The 15075-nt window shown below is 66.6% G+C and carries 17 protein-coding genes; 3 read left to right on the top strand and 14 right to left on the bottom strand.

Annotated elements, in window-relative coordinates; all coding sequences use genetic code 11:
• Window positions 1-38 precede the first annotated feature (38 nt).
• The gene (locus ACQR1Y_RS26480; protein WP_434877125.1) at window positions 39-557 is read right to left on the bottom strand and encodes a copper chaperone PCu(A)C; all 519 of its coding nucleotides are present in this window, start codon (window positions 555-557) and stop codon (window positions 39-41) included.
• A gap of 131 nt (window positions 558-688) precedes the next feature.
• Here ACQR1Y_RS26480 and ACQR1Y_RS26475 point away from each other — a divergent pair, with 131 nt between their 5' ends.
• The 3 genes from ACQR1Y_RS26475 to ACQR1Y_RS26465 all read left to right on the top strand — a co-directional run bounded on the left by ACQR1Y_RS26475 (window position 689) and on the right by ACQR1Y_RS26465 (window position 3135).
• A complete protein-coding gene (locus tag ACQR1Y_RS26475; RefSeq protein WP_434855963.1) occupies window positions 689-1402 on the top strand; it encodes a GntR family transcriptional regulator in 714 nt (237 codons plus the stop codon).
• A gap of 43 nt (window positions 1403-1445) precedes the next feature.
• Entirely contained in the window at window positions 1446-2132 is a 687-nt protein-coding gene (locus tag ACQR1Y_RS26470) for a GntR family transcriptional regulator (protein ID WP_434877126.1), read from the top strand.
• A gap of 142 nt (window positions 2133-2274) precedes the next feature.
• Window positions 2275-3135, top strand: coding sequence for a formate/nitrite transporter family protein (locus ACQR1Y_RS26465; protein WP_434877127.1), 861 nt, complete (start codon window positions 2275-2277; stop codon window positions 3133-3135).
• An 18-nt stretch (window positions 3136-3153) separates the two neighbouring features.
• Here the strand turns inward: ACQR1Y_RS26465 and ACQR1Y_RS26460 are convergent, their stop codons facing one another.
• From ACQR1Y_RS26460 to ACQR1Y_RS26400, 13 genes are read right to left on the bottom strand one after another with little or no spacing between them, the layout of a single operon-like run.
• A complete protein-coding gene (locus ACQR1Y_RS26460; RefSeq protein WP_434877128.1) occupies window positions 3154-4518 on the bottom strand; it encodes a sensor histidine kinase in 1365 nt (454 codons plus the stop codon).
• Window positions 4493-5950, bottom strand: coding sequence for a sigma-54-dependent transcriptional regulator (locus ACQR1Y_RS26455; protein ID WP_434855967.1), 1458 nt, complete (start codon window positions 5948-5950; stop codon window positions 4493-4495). Before ACQR1Y_RS26455 ends, ACQR1Y_RS26460 begins: the two co-directional genes overlap by 26 nt.
• Before the next feature lie 3 nt (window positions 5951-5953).
• Entirely contained in the window at window positions 5954-6994 is a 1041-nt protein-coding gene (gene hypE / locus ACQR1Y_RS26450; RefSeq protein ID WP_434877129.1) for a hydrogenase expression/formation protein HypE, read from the bottom strand.
• Complete coding sequence (gene hypD / locus ACQR1Y_RS26445) at window positions 6991-8118, bottom strand: hydrogenase formation protein HypD (RefSeq protein ID WP_434877130.1); 1128 nt, start codon at window positions 8116-8118, stop codon at window positions 6991-6993. The genes hypE and hypD overlap by 4 nt, the downstream gene beginning before the upstream one ends.
• Window positions 8115-8351 (bottom strand): HypC/HybG/HupF family hydrogenase formation chaperone, encoded by a 237-nt coding sequence (locus ACQR1Y_RS26440; RefSeq protein WP_434855970.1) that lies wholly within the window; start codon window positions 8349-8351, stop codon window positions 8115-8117. The genes hypD and ACQR1Y_RS26440 overlap by 4 nt, the downstream gene beginning before the upstream one ends.
• Window positions 8351-10609 (bottom strand): carbamoyltransferase HypF, encoded by a 2259-nt coding sequence (gene hypF / locus ACQR1Y_RS26435; protein WP_434877131.1) that lies wholly within the window; start codon window positions 10607-10609, stop codon window positions 8351-8353. Before hypF ends, ACQR1Y_RS26440 begins: the two co-directional genes overlap by 1 nt.
• Window positions 10606-11568, bottom strand: a complete 963-nt coding sequence (gene hypB, locus ACQR1Y_RS26430; protein ID WP_434877132.1) for a hydrogenase nickel incorporation protein HypB — start codon at window positions 11566-11568, stop codon at window positions 10606-10608. The genes hypF and hypB overlap by 4 nt, the downstream gene beginning before the upstream one ends.
• Entirely contained in the window at window positions 11568-11909 is a 342-nt protein-coding gene (gene hypA / locus ACQR1Y_RS26425) for a hydrogenase maturation nickel metallochaperone HypA (protein WP_434877133.1), read from the bottom strand. Before hypA ends, hypB begins: the two co-directional genes overlap by 1 nt.
• Window positions 11902-12990 carry a nickel-dependent hydrogenase large subunit gene (locus ACQR1Y_RS26420; RefSeq protein WP_434877134.1) on the bottom strand — a complete coding sequence of 363 codons (1089 nt, stop codon included), beginning with the start codon at window positions 12988-12990 and terminating at the stop codon, window positions 11902-11904. Before ACQR1Y_RS26420 ends, hypA begins: the two co-directional genes overlap by 8 nt.
• Window positions 12987-13487 carry a [NiFe]-hydrogenase assembly chaperone HybE gene (gene hybE / locus ACQR1Y_RS26415; RefSeq protein WP_434877135.1) on the bottom strand — a complete coding sequence of 167 codons (501 nt, stop codon included), beginning with the start codon at window positions 13485-13487 and terminating at the stop codon, window positions 12987-12989. The genes ACQR1Y_RS26420 and hybE overlap by 4 nt, the downstream gene beginning before the upstream one ends.
• Window positions 13484-13696, bottom strand: a complete 213-nt coding sequence (locus tag ACQR1Y_RS26410) for a rubredoxin (RefSeq protein ID WP_434877136.1) — start codon at window positions 13694-13696, stop codon at window positions 13484-13486. The genes hybE and ACQR1Y_RS26410 overlap by 4 nt, the downstream gene beginning before the upstream one ends.
• A complete protein-coding gene (locus ACQR1Y_RS26405) occupies window positions 13693-14556 on the bottom strand; it encodes a hydrogenase expression/formation C-terminal domain-containing protein (protein WP_434877137.1) in 864 nt (287 codons plus the stop codon). The genes ACQR1Y_RS26410 and ACQR1Y_RS26405 overlap by 4 nt, the downstream gene beginning before the upstream one ends.
• Window positions 14553-14996, bottom strand: coding sequence for a hydrogenase accessory protein (locus tag ACQR1Y_RS26400; protein WP_434877138.1), 444 nt, complete (start codon window positions 14994-14996; stop codon window positions 14553-14555). The genes ACQR1Y_RS26405 and ACQR1Y_RS26400 overlap by 4 nt, the downstream gene beginning before the upstream one ends.
• Between the last annotated feature and the right edge of the window lie 79 nt (window positions 14997-15075).

Genomic DNA, 15075 nt, shown 5'->3' with positions numbered 1-15075 from the left:
CCGCCGTGTAGCGAAGGGCAGCAGGCGACAGACAGGCATCAGGGGGACTTGCGAACCTCGACCTCCGTTTCGATGGATCCAGCCTTCTGGAACACGATGGTGCAGGTGAAGCGCTTTCCGGGCTCGAGCGGCTCGCGCGTCTGCAGCAGCATCACGTGATAGGCGGTCGGCAACAGCACCAGCGTGCTGCCGGCGGCAATCGGAATGTTGGGAATGGAGCGCATCGACGGGGCGCCCTCGCCGCGGTCGACGGTGTGGCGCTCGGAGAAATTCGCGATCGGACAGCGCACGCGCATCAAGGCTTCCGGCGCCGACGTCTCGTTCTTGATTGTAAGCGACAGCGGGATGTCGCGACCGATTTCGGGGGCCGCAGGCACCCAGGCATCGGACAAGGTGAGACCTTCGCCAGCCAGCGCCGCCTGAGATGCCAACGCGACAAACAGAACGGCAGACGCTGCCGCTCGCGAGACGAGCGCCCGCACACCGGAGCGCGCGCTGCCCTCCAAGGACGCCGCGCAGCCGTCATCACGCCTCGAACGAGCCGGTTGATCCGACACGGACGCCCTCCCCGAGATGTTGAAGCCGTTTTCGCTTGGCTCCTTGCTTCTGAATTCGTACTCTGAATACGAATTCCTCGCAAATGGATTTTCGCGCTCCGCGTGTTAGTGTTCCCGAAAATGTGATGCCCATGAGAATCGTGCCCCCCGCTCCATCCCTGGTCGATCAGGTCGTCGAAGCGATCACTGACGAAATCGTCAGCGGCGTGCTGGCGTCCGGCTCACGGCTGATTCAGGACGATCTCGCGCAGGCCTATGGCGTGTCGCGGCAGCCGGTACAGCAGGCGCTGATCCTGTTGCGTGGCTGCGGGCTGGTGCAGAGCGCGCCCGGACGCGGCTTGATCGTGGCGCCGCTCGACCCGAGCTTCGTGCGCGATCTCTATGAGATGCGCGCCGTGCTCGAAGGCCTGGCGGCGCGGCTCGCGGCCGAACGCGCCAGCGATCGCGCGGCCCGCGAAGGTCCCGCCTACATCGCCGCCGGCCATGAGGCCGTCAAAAGCGGCCTCGTGAGCCGCAAGATCGAGAGTGACATCGCCTTCCACCGCTTTCTCGGCGAACTCTCGGGCAACGCCCTGATCGACGAGACGATGACGCCGCATTGGCCCTGCCTCAAGCGCGTGATGTCCGACGTGCTTCAGAAGGAGGAGAGGATGTCCCAGACGGTCTGGGACGAGCACGAGGACATTCTCGCCGCCATCATCGCGGGCCGCAGCGCCGAGGCCGAACGGCTGAGCCGCGACCACATTTCGCAGGCGGCGGGTGTTTTCATTCACCATCTGGAAGCCCAGCAGGGCGACAGGACGAAGCAGCGCCGCACCCTCTCGGGACGAAAGACGTCGCTATGAGCGGTCGCGGAAGGGACCTTGCCGATCGGATGCAGGAGGCCGCGTGGCGCCGCTGAAGACCCAGCCGAACCTGACGGAGCGCGTCTACCAGCGCATCCTGTCCGACATCGTCGGCGGGGAGTTGCCGGAATCGGCGCGGCTGATCCAGGACGATCTGGCGCGCGACCTCGGCGTGTCGCGCCAGCCGGTGCAGCAGGCGCTGCTGCTGTTGCGCAACCAGGGCTTTGTTCGCGAGGCGCCGGGACGCGGCCTAGAGGTCATGCCGATCGACACCGACTTCATCCGCAATGTCTATGAAATCCGCGCCGTCGCGGAGGGCCTCGCGTGCAGACTCGCAGCGACCCGCGGCGCCGACCGCGCCGCCGAGGAAGGACCGAAGCTGATCGCGGAAGGCCGTCGCGCCGAGCGCGAGCATTCGGTCGAACAACTGATCGAGGCGGACGTCAAGTTTCATGAGTTCCTCTATGAGATCTCCGGCAACTCCGTCATTCAGGACACCACGCAGCCGCATTGGCTGCATCTGCGCCGGCTGATGGGCGAAGTCCTGATGCGTGACGAGACGCCGCGGCGGATCTGGGATCAGCACGAGGATATCCTCAACGCCGTGATCGCGGGCGATGCGCAGAAGGCCGAGGATCTGGCACGGCAGCACATCACGCGCACCGCCACGGTGCTGCTGGCCCGGCTGTCCAGGCAGCGCGACCGCGTGCCGGTCGCCACGACGTCCTGATGATGTCCGCACGCTGACGCTCAACGTTGTCGCGCCCCCGTCCTGGAACCTAGCCAACGCGTCGGACGTTCTGGCCGCACGGAGATTACAGCTCTCCGCACAGCGTCGGCACGTGCCCACGCCAGCCGACGGAACGACCAACGTGAGCAGCAAGGCCACCGCGCCGACCTTCAGCCCCGCCGACGACATCGAGGGCGTCTCGGATGAGCAGCGGCAGCAGATCAAAGCGCAGAGCCGGCCCAACGCCGCACTGATTCACGAGACGATCCGCGCCGAGGGCGAGAGCGAGCTCGAACGGCGCTGGTGGGCCATCCTGCTGTCGGGACTCGCCGCGGGCCTGTCGATCAGTTTGTCGCTCATCGTGCAGGGTGAATTCCATGCCTTCGTCTCCGACGAGGCGGTGCGACGGTTGTTTGCTCCGCTCGGCTATACCGCCGGCTTCCTGGTCGTGGTGCTCGGCCGGCAGCAACTGTTCACCGAGAACACGCTGACGCCGATCCTGCCGTTGCTGCATCATCGCGACCTCAAGACGCTCGGGCAGGTCGCGCGCCTGTGGAGCCTGGTGCTAACAGCCAATGTGGCGGGGACATGGGCCGCGGCCGCCGCGCTGGCGTATACGCACGTGTTCGAGCCGCGGATCGTCGATGCCTTTACCGAGATCAGCCGGCACACGGTCGAGGGTCCGTTCTCGACGACGTTCGCGCGCGCCGTGTTCGCAGGCTGGCTGATCGCGCTGATGGCCTGGCTGCTGCCGGCGGTGCGCGGCGCCCGCGCCCATATCGTGGTGGTGATGACCTATTTGGTGGCGCTCGGGCAGTTCGCGCACATCGTCGCCGGCTCCGTCGAATGCGCATTCCTGGTCTTCAAGGGCGAGGTCTCGCTTGCCGACTATGCCGGCGCGTTCTTCGTCCCGACCCTGCTCGGCAACATCGTCGGCGGCACGACGCTGGTGGCTATTCTCAACTATGGGCAGGTCGCGGCCGAGCTCGATCAGGACGACTGACCGGGCACGAGCCGGCCATCACGCGGCAGGCAGAGCGAACGAGAATGTCGCGCCGCCCTCGGGCTCGTTGCCCACCACCAGCTCGCCACCGTGCTCCCGCACGATGCCATAGCTGATCCACAGCCCGAGCCCGGTGCCCTCGCCGACGCGCTTGGTGGTGAAGAACGGCTCGAAGATGTGGGTGAGATGATCCCTGTCGATCCCCGGGCCATTGTCAGTGATCCGGAACACGATCTCGTTCCCTTGCCGCGCGGCCGCAACGACGAGGCGCGGCAGTTCGATCGATCGCATCGCGTCGATGGCGTTCTCCACCAGGTTGACGATCACCTGATGCAGCTGGCCCTCATTGCCGGAGATCCACAGATCCGGCGCGACCTCGATCTGGATGTCGACGCGATGCTGCTTGGTGCGGCCGGCCCACAGCACGGCCGTGTTGATCAGCCGCTCGATGTTGACGCGCTCGACCTCGCCGAGCTTGGAGAACGACAGCCGGCGCAAATTCTTGACGATCTCGCTGATCCGCACCGCGCCTTCCATGGTGCCCTCGATCAGCGGCCCGAAATCCTCCAGGATGGCGTCGATGCGCAGGTCCTTGCGCAACGCCGCGACCTCGTCGCAGACCGGCTGCTCATGGACCGCGTCGAGATAGGCGACCAGCGCCGTTCGATAGCGCATCAAGGTGTGAACGTTGCCATAGACGAAGCTGATCGGGTTGTTCAGCTCGTGCGCGACGCCGGCCACGAGGCGGCCGAGGCTCGCCATCTTCTCCTGCTCGACCAGTTGCCGCTGCGCGCGCTGCAGCTCCTGATGCGCCTTGTGCAATGCCTCATAGGCGCGGCGCAGCTCACCGATCGGACGTCCCGTCAGCACCACGCCGATGAAGCGTCCGCGGTGGTCGTGCCGCGGCGAGCTATTGATCGCGAACAGATCGGAACTCGATCCGTCGGCGGCGAAGCGCAGCTCGCCATCGACGACCTCGGCATTGCTGCGCGGCTTCAGCAGTGCCGCCAGCCTGCCGTGGTGGTCGAGATCGATCATCTCGGCGATATTGCGTCCCGCGATCTCCGGCAGAGTACGGCCGGATGTCCGCTGGAACGCCGAGTTGGCCTGCTGCACCGTTCCCCGGGCGTCGCAGACGACGAGGATGTCCGAGACCGATTCGATGACGTTGGTGACGAAGGCCTGCGCCTCCTCGAGCTCGGCGTTCTTGTGCTCGAGGTCGACCTCGTAGCGCAGGAGGTCGGAATAGACCTCGTCCATCTTGCGGATGACCTCGATCCACACGCCCTCGCGCTCGCTGTCGAATTCCAGCGAGCTGCTGCTCGCGATCAGCTTCAGCAGCGTGTCAGCGCCGGACTCAGGAGAGTGCGTGGCCTTTGCCATTTTTCTTCAGGTCGTATCTCGACAATTTGTTGCGCAAGCCCACGCGGGACAGGCCGAGTTCGCTGGCGACGCGGCTGATGTTACCCTCGTATTTTTCGAGACAGCTGACAATGATCGTCTTTTCGAGATCCTCGACCCGGTCCTTCAGACTGCCGCTGCCGTTCAGCTTGCCGTTGGCGGCGGCGGGCGCCGCCCGGCGCGCGCTACGGCGGCCTGCGAAAGGCGGACAGCGCAGCTCGTCGGCATCGGCGAGCACAGCCATGCGCTGGATCTCGTTCTGCAGCTCGCGCACATTTCCCGGCCAATGGTACTTCGAGAACTCGTCGAGCGCCGCCGGCGCGAAGCGCAGATGCGGCCGGTTGAACGAGGTCTTCACCGCCGACAACACGCCCTCGGCGATCAGCGGAATGTCCATCGGCCGCTCGCGCAGCGACGGCATGTGCACCGGAAACGCGGCAAGCCGGTAATAGAGGTCGCGGCGGAAACGGCCGGCCTCCACCTCGGCTTCAAGGTCACGATTGGTCGCAGCGACGACGCGGACATCGACCTTGCGGACACGCTGCGCGCCGAGCGGCCGGATCTCGCTCTCCTGCAGCACGCGCAAGAGCTTGACCTGGAACGCCGGCGAGGTCTCGCCGATCTCGTCGAGGAAGATGGTGCCGCCATCGGCGACCTCGAACAGGCCGATGCGGTCCTGATAGGCGCCGGTGAAGGCGCCCTTCTTGCAGCCGAACAGCTCGCTCTCCAAGAGTTCATCCGGCAGCGCGCCGCAGTTCTCGACGACGAACGCCTTGTTGGCGCGGGCCGAGCCGTAATGGATCGCACGCGCCAGCAGCTCCTTGCCGGTGCCAGACTCACCCGTGATCAGCACCGAGATGTCGTAGTCGGCGGCGCGGCGGCCGAGATCGATCACATTGCGCATCGGGCTCGCCGCCGAGTGCACGATGCGATCGAAATCATACAGCTTCTTGGCCGCGCCGCGCTTGACCGAGACGACCTGCTTGATGTGCGCCGGCGTCGCCTTGACGTCGACACCTGCGGTCTCCGTCTCCTTCTGCAGACGATAGAGCTGCACGGCCTCGCGCACGATGTCGATCAGGCGGTCCGGCTGCCAGGGCTTGGTAATGTATTGATAGATGCCGGCTTCGTTGAGTCCCGCGATGATGTCCTCGGAATCCGAATAGCCCGAGATGATCATCCTGACCGGATCGGGCCACATCTCACGCACACGCTTCAGGAAGCTGACGCCGGATTCCTGCGGCATGCGCTGGTCGCAGATCACCGCGTGCACGATCTCGCCTTCGAGCAGCTTCTCCGCATCGGCCGTGTTGCCGGCGCACAAGACCTCGAAATCCTGGTTGAGGACACGGCGCAGCGCCTCCTGCGACCGGACCTCGTCGTCGACGACCAATATGGTTCCCTGGATTCCCATGTCTCAGCAGATCCGCGGCAGCTGCTCGCCCGACAGCCAGTCGACGATGCGGCCGCCACCAAAGCTCGTCGCCATCTGGACGAAGCGATGATCGTCGGCGACGGCCTCGCCGATGTCGGCGGCATCGTATCCCAGCGGATGCGCCTTCATCGCCGCGAGCACGGCGCCGGCCACGTCAGGCGACACCACGGCGATCAGCTTGCCTTCATTGGCGACGTGCAGCGGATCGAGACCAAGCAGCTCGCAGGCCGCGGCCACCGCCGGCTTCACGGGAATGGCCTCTTCCTGCAGGCGGAAGCCGAGATTGGACTGCTGCGCGATCTCGTTCATCGTGGCGGCGAGCCCACCGCGCGTGGGATCGCGCATCAATCTGACGCCACGACCGCCGGCGGCCACCATGTCGGCAACGAGCCCGTGCAGCGAGGCCGAGTCGGAGACGATCTCGGTATCGAAGGTCAAATTCTGCCGCTTCGACATGATCGCGACGCCGTGATCGCCGAGGCTGCCGGACAGCAGCACACGATCGCCGGGCGTCGCCTTGTCGGCGGAAAGATCGAGCCCCTCCGGCAGCACGCCGACGCCTGCGGTCGAGATGAACACGCCATCGGCCTTGCCGCGCTCGACCACTTTCGTATCGCCGGTGATGATCGCGATGCCGGCCTCACGCGCCGCCTCGCCCATCGCATCGGCGATCCGCTTGAGATCATCGAAGCGAAAGCCCTCCTCGATGATGAAGCTCGCCGAGAGATACAGCGGCTTCGCGCCGGCCATGGCGATGTCGTTGACGGTGCCGTGCACAGCGAGGGAGCCGATATTGCCACCGGGAAAGAACAAGGGCGAGACGACATAGCCGTCCGTCGTCATCACCATGCGGCCGGCCGCGACGTCGAACGCCGACTGGTCGTTGCCGCGCGCCAGCCATTCATTGCCGAACGCCTCGTGGAACAGGCCCGAGATCAGCTGCGCCATCGCGCGGCCGCCGGCGCCATGCGAGAGATCGACGCAGCCGTTCTTCATGTCCAGCCGGCGCTGATGCATGCTCATGAGGCGAGCCTCCGCTGATGGTCGCGAAAGCGGCCATAGGTCCAATGCGCCGCGCAGGCGCCTTCCGACGACACCATGCACGAGCCGATCGGCGTCTCCGGCGTGCACGCCGTGCCGAACAGCTTGCAGTCGACCGGCTTCTTCAGCCCGCGCAGGATCGCCGGACATTCGCAGGCCGGATTGTCGGCGACGACCCGCTCGGGCATCGCGAAGCGCAGCTCGGCGTCGAGATGCGCAAACGCCGGCCGCAGCTTCAACGCGCTCGAAGGAATGCTGCCGAGGCCGCGCCACTCGAACTGATCGCGCAGTTCGAAGATCTCGGCCACTTCGCGGATGGCGCGCTGGTTGCCGCTGCCGGTGACGGCGCGGCGATACTGGTTCTCGACCTCGTGGCGATCGTCATTGACCTGCTCGATCAGCATCAGGATCGCCTGCATCATGTCGAGAGGCTCGAAGCCGGCGATCACGACGGGCTTGCCATCGTCACGCGCGAACGGCGCATAGGGCTCGGTGCCAATCACGGTCGAGACGTGGGCCGGGCCGACGAAGCCGTCGATCTCGATCGGCGTGGCGCTGTCGAGGATCGCGCGCATGGCGGGGGGCGTCAGCACGTGGTTGCAGAACACGCTGAAATTCGAAAGCCGCTTCTTCTCGGCGGCTCGGATCATCACCGCCGTCGGCGGCGTCGTGGTCTCGAAGCCGATGGCGAAAAACACGACCTCCCGGCTTGGGTTCTGCTCCGCGAGCGCGATGGCATCGAGCGTCGAATAGACCATGCGGATGTCGGCGCCGCGCGCCTTGGCCTTGAGCAGCGAGGCGCCGCGCGAGCCCGGCACGCGCATCAGGTCGCCATAGACGCAGAGGATGACCTCCGGCCGTTCGGCCAGCGCGATCGCCATGTCGATGCGCCCCGCCGGCAGCACGCAGACCGGACAGCCGGGGCCATGGATCATGCGGACATTGTCCGGCAGCATGTCCTCCAGGCCATAGCGCGCGATCGCATGCGTATGGCCGCCGCAGAACTCCATGAAACGATAGGCACGCGCAGGATCCGCCTTGGCGCGGATGGCGCGCGCGAGGCCCAGGGCCAGCTCCCTGTCGCGAAACTCGTCGGCATATTTCATGATGCAACCTCCGCCGTTGCTGCGCCCATCTGCCGGAGCAGGTCCAGCGTCTCGCGCGCCTCCTCCGGATCGATCTTGGCCAGCGCGTGGCCGACATGAAGGATGACGTAGTCGCCGACCGCGACCTGCTCGATCAGCGCGACGGAGACCTCCTTGCTGACGCCGTCAATCGAGACGATCGCCATGTCGTCGGGCAGCAGCTTGATCACCTCGGCGGGAATGGCCAGGCACATCAGACGATCCCTCCAGCTGTGTTGTCGTTGTCGATCAGTCGCAGCCCGGCGATCCAGGCCTGCCCCAGGCTCAGGCCGCCGTCATTGGGCGGCAGACGGCGGGGGAGAAGCGCCGCAATGCCGGCAGCGCGGCAGCCGCTGACGATCAGCTCCGCCAGATGCGTATTGAGGAAGCAGCCGCCGCTCAGCACGACGGTGTCGACGCCGGTCGCGCGTGCGGCGTCCGCGATCCAATCGACGCAGGCCGCTGCCAGGGTGCCGTGAAACAGGCCGGCGGCTTCGGCCTGGTCGAGGTCGTTCGCGACGAGATGCGCGAGCAACGGACGCAGCGACAGCACGCGGTCGACCATGGACCAGCCGCGCTCGAGCACCATCGGTGCGCGCACCAGAGCCTCCAGCCGCATCGCGGCTTCGCCCTCGTAGCTCTGAACCGCATTGATGCCGAGCAATCCCGCCGCGGCATCGAACAATCGGCCGGCGCTGGTGGTCACGGCCGCATCGGTGCGATCGAGCAGCATCGGCAGATGGCGCGCCTGGGGCTGATCCATGAAGCGCGCGGCGATCTCGGCGTCATGTCCGAGGTCATGCAGCACCGCCGCCGCCATGCGCCACGGTTCGCGCGCCGCGCGGTCGCCGCCCGGCATCTTCAGCGGCGCGAGATGGCCGAGACGTTGAAAGCGGAGGCCTTCGCACAGCAGCAGTTCGCCACCCCAGGCTCCGCCGTCGCTGCCATAGCCGTAGCCGTCGAGCACCACCGCCAGCGCGGGCTCTCGTACGCCGTGCTCAGCGATCACCGACGCCGCGTGGGCGTGATGATGCTGTACGGCGAAGGTGGGCAAGCCTTGCGCCTGCGCAAACCGCGTCGACGCCATGTCCGGATGCAGGTCATGCGCGATCGCCACCGGCGCGACGTCGAGGATGGACGTGAGATGTTCGATGGTCTCCTCGAAGAAGCGGATTGATGCGACAGTGTCGAGATCGCCGAGATGCTGCGAGACGAACGCTTCGTCGCCGCGGATCACCGTCACCGTCGACTTGAGATGAGCACCGACCGCCAGAAGCGGCGGCAAAGCGTGCGGCAGCCGGATCGGCTCCGGCACATAGCCGCGCGCGCGCCGGATGAATCGTGGGGCACCTGCCATCATGGCCACGACGGAATCATCGGCGCGGATCACGATGTCGCGGTCATGGGTGACGATCAGATCGGCGATATCAGCCAGTCCGGCAAGAGCGTCATGATTGTCGGTCAGCAACGGCTCGCCGCTCGGATTGGCGCTGGTGCAGACCAGCGCCCAATTGGCCTCATCTCCATGCGCACGCAGCGCGTCGAAGATCAGATGATGCAGCGGCGCAACCGGCAGCATCACGCCGATCCTGGCAAGGCCCGGCGCAACCGAGGGCGCAACGGTGTGGCGTGACGTCAGCACCACGATCGGTCGCGCGACCTGTTCCAGCAACGCGCATTCCGCCGCATTGATCACGGCAATCTGGCCAGCGGCCTCGGCCGAGGCCAACATCACCGCGAACGGCTTGCCATCGCGCTGCTTGCGCGCGCGCAGCCGCTGAACCGCGCGCTCGTCGCGCGCATCGCAGAGCAACTGGTAACCGCCCAGCCCCTTGATGGCGACGATCTTGCCGTCGGCGAGCGTGGAAGCGATGTCGTCGACATTTTGGCTGAGGCGAGGCCCGCAATCCGGGCAGGAGATCGCCTCGGCGTGAAACCGGCGGCCGCGCGGATCCTCATAGTCCGCGCGGCAAGCCCCGCACATCGAAAAGCGCTTCATTGCCGTCGTCGCGCGGTCGTAGGGCAACCGCTCGGCGATGGTGAAACGCGGACCGCAATGGGTGCAGTTGACGAAGGGATAGCGGTGGAAGCGGCTATCGGGATCGAACAGCTCTGCGAGGCACGCCGGACAGGTCGCGGCATCCGGCACGATGCGGGTGGTCACCCGGCCGCCGACGCTCTCGTCGATGCGGAAGTCCGCGCTGGCTTCAGTTGCGATCGCCTCGACGGCGATGTCGTCGATGCGGGCCAGAGGCGGCGCCTGCTGCGGCAGCGCCTCGACGAACGACACGACGTTCTCGCCCTCGACCTCGATGACGACGCCTTCCGCGTCGTTGGCGACGAAGCCGCCGAGGCGATGGCGCGTGGCGAGGCCATGGACATAGGGACGGAAGCCGACGCCCTGCACGGCGCCGCGAACGCGGAGCCTGAGGCGCGTGCGATCCGCCGCCAATGTCGGGCCCGCTGAGGTCATCTCTGCACCGCGCCCAGCGCGCCCGCGCGCATGCGGTCAGCCTGCTTCCTGATCCAGGCATAGAAGGCGGAGAAGCCTTCGCCCGTCTTGGCCGAGATCGTCAGCACTTCGATTTTGGGATTGACGCGGCGGGCATATTCGATGGTCTGCGCCAGATCGAAGTCGAGCACCGCGGCCAGATCGATCTTGTTGATGAGCATCAGCGCCGAGGCTGCGAACATGTCCGGATATTTGAGCGGCTTGTCCTCGCCCTCGGTGGTCGAGAACACCACGATCTTGCAGGCCTCGCCGAGATCGAACGCCGCCGGGCAGACGAGATTGCCGACATTCTCGATGAACAGCAGCCCGCCGCGCAGCGGCGGCAGCCGGCCATAGGCCTCGCCGACCATGGCCGCATCGAGATGGCAGCCCTTGCCGGTGTTGATCTGGATCGCCGGCACGCCGGTCGCGCGGATGCGCTCGGCATCGTTCGAAGTCTGCTGATCGCCCTCGATCACGGCGACCGGGCGGCTCTGCTTCAGCTCCGAGACGGCGCGCACCAGCAGCGAGGTCTTGCCCGCGCCGGGGCTGGAGACGAAGTTGAACGCGAGCACGTCGTGCGCTGCGAACCGCGCGCGGTTCTCGGCGGCGAGGCGATTGTTCTTGCCGAGAATATCGCGCTCGATCTGGATGATGCGTCCACTCGACAGGCCGGCGATCTCCTGGCCCGCCGGATTGGCCGCACAGTCGATATGATTTGCCGCGCTGTGCGCGTGATGATGGTCATGCGCATGATCATCATGGTGATGATGGTGGTCGTGGTCGTGGTGGTGATGGCCGTGATGGTGATGATGGCCGGCATGATCATGGCTGTGATCATGTCCATGCGCATGATGATGATCGTGATCGCCGTGATAGTGATGATGATCACCCGCTTCGATCGAGGACTTGCCGTCACCGCAGCCGCACACCGTACACATCACTCGACCTCCAGCTCCTTGACCCGCATGTCCTCGCCGCCCGTCACCTGCAGCTGATGGCTGCCGCATTCGGGGCAGGGCTCGTAACGCTGGCTGATCTCGACGCTGCGCGAGCAGCCGAGGCACCAAGCCGCGCCCTTCTGTTCGATGATCTCAAGCGCAGCGCCGCGCGCGATCGTATGCGCCGTGACGGCCTCGAAGCAGAACCGCAGCGCCTCCGGCGCGACATGGCTGAGCGCGCCGATCTCGAGCCACACCGTCTTCACCTTGGAGAACGCGCCCTTGCGCGCCTCCGCCTCGACGATCTCGACGATGCCTTCGCACAGCGCCATCTCATGCATCGGCCATCTCCCGCACCGTCAGGCCGAAGCCGACGCAGGGATCGAACGATGCGATCATGCCGTGGACGGAATCACGATCCTCGGCGCCGCGCAGCATGGCGCCCGTCAGACAGGTCACGACCGGCCCGCGCGGATGAAAATTCCATTCCGTCGGGGCGAGATAGTCGAAGCGTGCGATGTTGCCCTGCGCATCCAGCTCGACGACGTGGTGCAGCCGGCCACGCGCACATTCCACCGCAGCCGCACCACGGCCAGGCCCCAGTGCATAACCCGCGACCAGGTCCTCCTCAGTGGCATCCTCGGTCTCACCGTCCTCGATCCAGCGGAGCAGCGCGGTCAACTCTGCGATCCGGGCCGACAGCCGCTCGGCTGAACCCGCCGCGTCTGGCTCGTTGCGCACCTGACGGGCCCAGACGCCGGTCTCGGGGACACGGCCGTCGAGCTCGGGCGCATCCGCGAATGCGGGCCCCTCCTCCATCAGCCGGGTGACGACGGCGCGATCGTCAGCAGCAGACAGCACGCCATGCGCTGACGGCATGTGCCTCCATCCTCCATCTTCGGCGGCCTTGCGAAGCGCCGCCATCAGCCTTGCGAGTGGAGTTCCCGGCGCAAAGATCCCCGAGGCGGAGCCTATCCCCAGTTTCTCCAGGGCCATCTTGATCTGTGACAAGGTTTCTGCGCGGGAGCTTCCGGATGCCTCGGCTCGAAAGCCGTTCTGCAGTGCCGCAACGGCCTGCGCCAGCGGCGGCGTTTCGCGATCGCCGGAGAGAGGTCCGAGCAGCAGGCCGCGCAACAGCTCGGCAACGCGCTCGGTCAGCACGGCCTTGATCCGGCGATGCCGCGTCAATGGTGCCGCCGGCTGACCGCGCGCGGCCTCGATGGCCGTGAGCAGCGCGACCTGATGCGCCGTGGCGCACAGCGAAAACAATCGGGGCAAGGCTGCGAGTAGCACTTCGGCGGGCCTACCCGCGCCGAGACGCCCGACCGGCGGACGCGTGCGCGGCTGGATCTCGACGCGCGTGATCCGCCGGTCGGCCACCGACAGCGTCACGTCGATCCGGTTGCGGAAGGCGAGCGTCATGCGCGGCGCTCCGACAAGGCTCCACGCAGCAACGCGCGGCGATCGATGGCGCGCGACGCCCGCGCGGCATGGCCTTCGTCTTCGGACGCGGTCAGCATGGCCGCCAGCGCGGCCTCGGCCGCGATTCGCGCGGCGGTCATGTCCTCGAACTCGGACATCGGCGAGAACAGCGAACAACTGGCGATGCGCCCGACATCGGCGACGTCACCGACGGTGAACTCAAATGCGCCGGCGGGCAGCGCGATCTCGATGGTTGATCCGACGCTGCCTTGTTCCCCCGGAGTAACCACGTTCATGAACCAGGGCGTGATGATGATCCCGATCGTCCGTCCCTGGACGCTGGTGAAGCCGACCGCCTCCACGTCGAGCACATCGTGGTAGATCGGCAAGTCGCGCACGGCCCGCTCACCGATCTCGCGATAGGCGCCGGCAAGGCGCTCGCCCCATGCGGCCGGCGCGAGTTCGTAGATCTCCTGCCCGGCCGCGACCGCACTCATGACTCCACCACCATGAACTTGGCCTTCGGCGCGTCGCAATTCGGGCAATGCCAATCCTCAGGGAGGGCCGAGAACGGCGTGCCCGGTGCGATCTGCGCGACGCCGTCGCCTTCGGCCGGGTTGTAGCGCGTCCAGCAGATGCCGCACTCCAGCGTCACCTCGTCGGCGAGATCGCTGCGCACACCAAAATTCTCGAAGCCGGCGCTCATGTGAAATACGCCTCGATGATCTGCTTCAGACGTTCGGCCGAATCCTCGAAATCCTCGGGCGCGGCGAGCGCCACCACGGGCACGCCGCCGACCTCGAGCGTATCGAGGATGATCGTGTCCATGGCGTTGAAGAACTGCACCGACCAGACATGCCGCACGCCGGTCGCGAGCACGCGGCAGGTGCCGTAGCCGCGCGACATCAGTTGAATGGGACCATTGCCGAGCGTTTGCTGCAGGAAGCTCATGTCGACCGGGCTCATCGGCAGCAGCGTGAAGTTGATAGTCTGCGAGCGCTGGCCCGGCCGCCAGGCGAGCGCGCGCTCGCGAATCTCGGCGAGCACCGGCAGCGCGTTCATCGTGCCCTCCGGTGCCGGCCCGATCACGACGTCGCCGGCCGTCAGATCGATCGCCGCGCGCGCGACGATTTCCGGCACCGCGCCGATCTCGATATAGTCGTGGCTCTCGTCGCGCTCGAGCCGGACGCGCCAGATGCCCGCGAGCACCGATTCCTGGATCTGCGCAAGCGAGCCGTCGGGCAGTGCCACCACGCCGGCGACCTCGCCCTCGCCGAGCACGTCGTCGATCAGCCGGCGCTCGAGATCGTTGAGGCCTTCGAGACGGAACAGCTGCGTTGGCGCGTCGGCGGCCTGCGATCCGATGGCCGACGCGATCGTCGACAGCAACTCGACGGCGCGCGGACAGCTCCGCGCCAACTCCTCCGAATCCAGCGTCGCGAGCTTGGCCAGGGCGCCGGAGGCGGTCAGCCCCTTGTACTGAACATCGAGCGCCTCCTCGCCGATCGGAAACACGTTGACCGGCTGCTCGGCGCCTTCGGGCGCAATCCAGAATCCGGGCTTCATCGGTCAACTCCTGGCTGATGCGCGGGAACGATACTGGCGACCACCGTCGCGACCGCGCCGACCGGGCGATCGATCAGGCGCGAGATGCGGTCGACATAGACGGACCAGTCCTGGATCTTGGCGATGACGCCGAGCACGTCGCTACCGCGGCACAGGATCAGCGACGGCTGCACGCGCACGCCGAAGCGCGCGCCGAGCTCGGCCTCAGCGTTTCGCGCGATCACCGCGCCGCGCAGCCGTCCTTGAAACGCGGTGATCAGCTCCGGCAACACGATGGCCACGTCGAGCGCTTCCGGAAACCGCGCGGGATCGCCGGCCGAGAGCAGCACGGCAACGGCACCAGCGCCGTGTGCCTCAGCCAGGAAGCGCTCGACGGAGCCAGCATCGACCTCCGGCAGCCCACCTCGCCTGCGCGCAGGCTCGTGCTGCAGCATCTCCATGGATGTCTCCCCCTGACCAGTTATCGTTTCCGTCGTCCCATTGGTCAGCAATCGACGTGCCAGATGCCGGCGTCCGACC

This window comes from Bradyrhizobium sp. HKCCYLRH3099 (assembly GCF_051167855.1).
GTDB lineage: Bacteria > Pseudomonadota > Alphaproteobacteria > Rhizobiales > Xanthobacteraceae > Bradyrhizobium.
The sequence above is the reverse complement of the archived record's forward strand: the minus strand, read 5'-3'. Positions and strand labels throughout refer to the sequence as shown.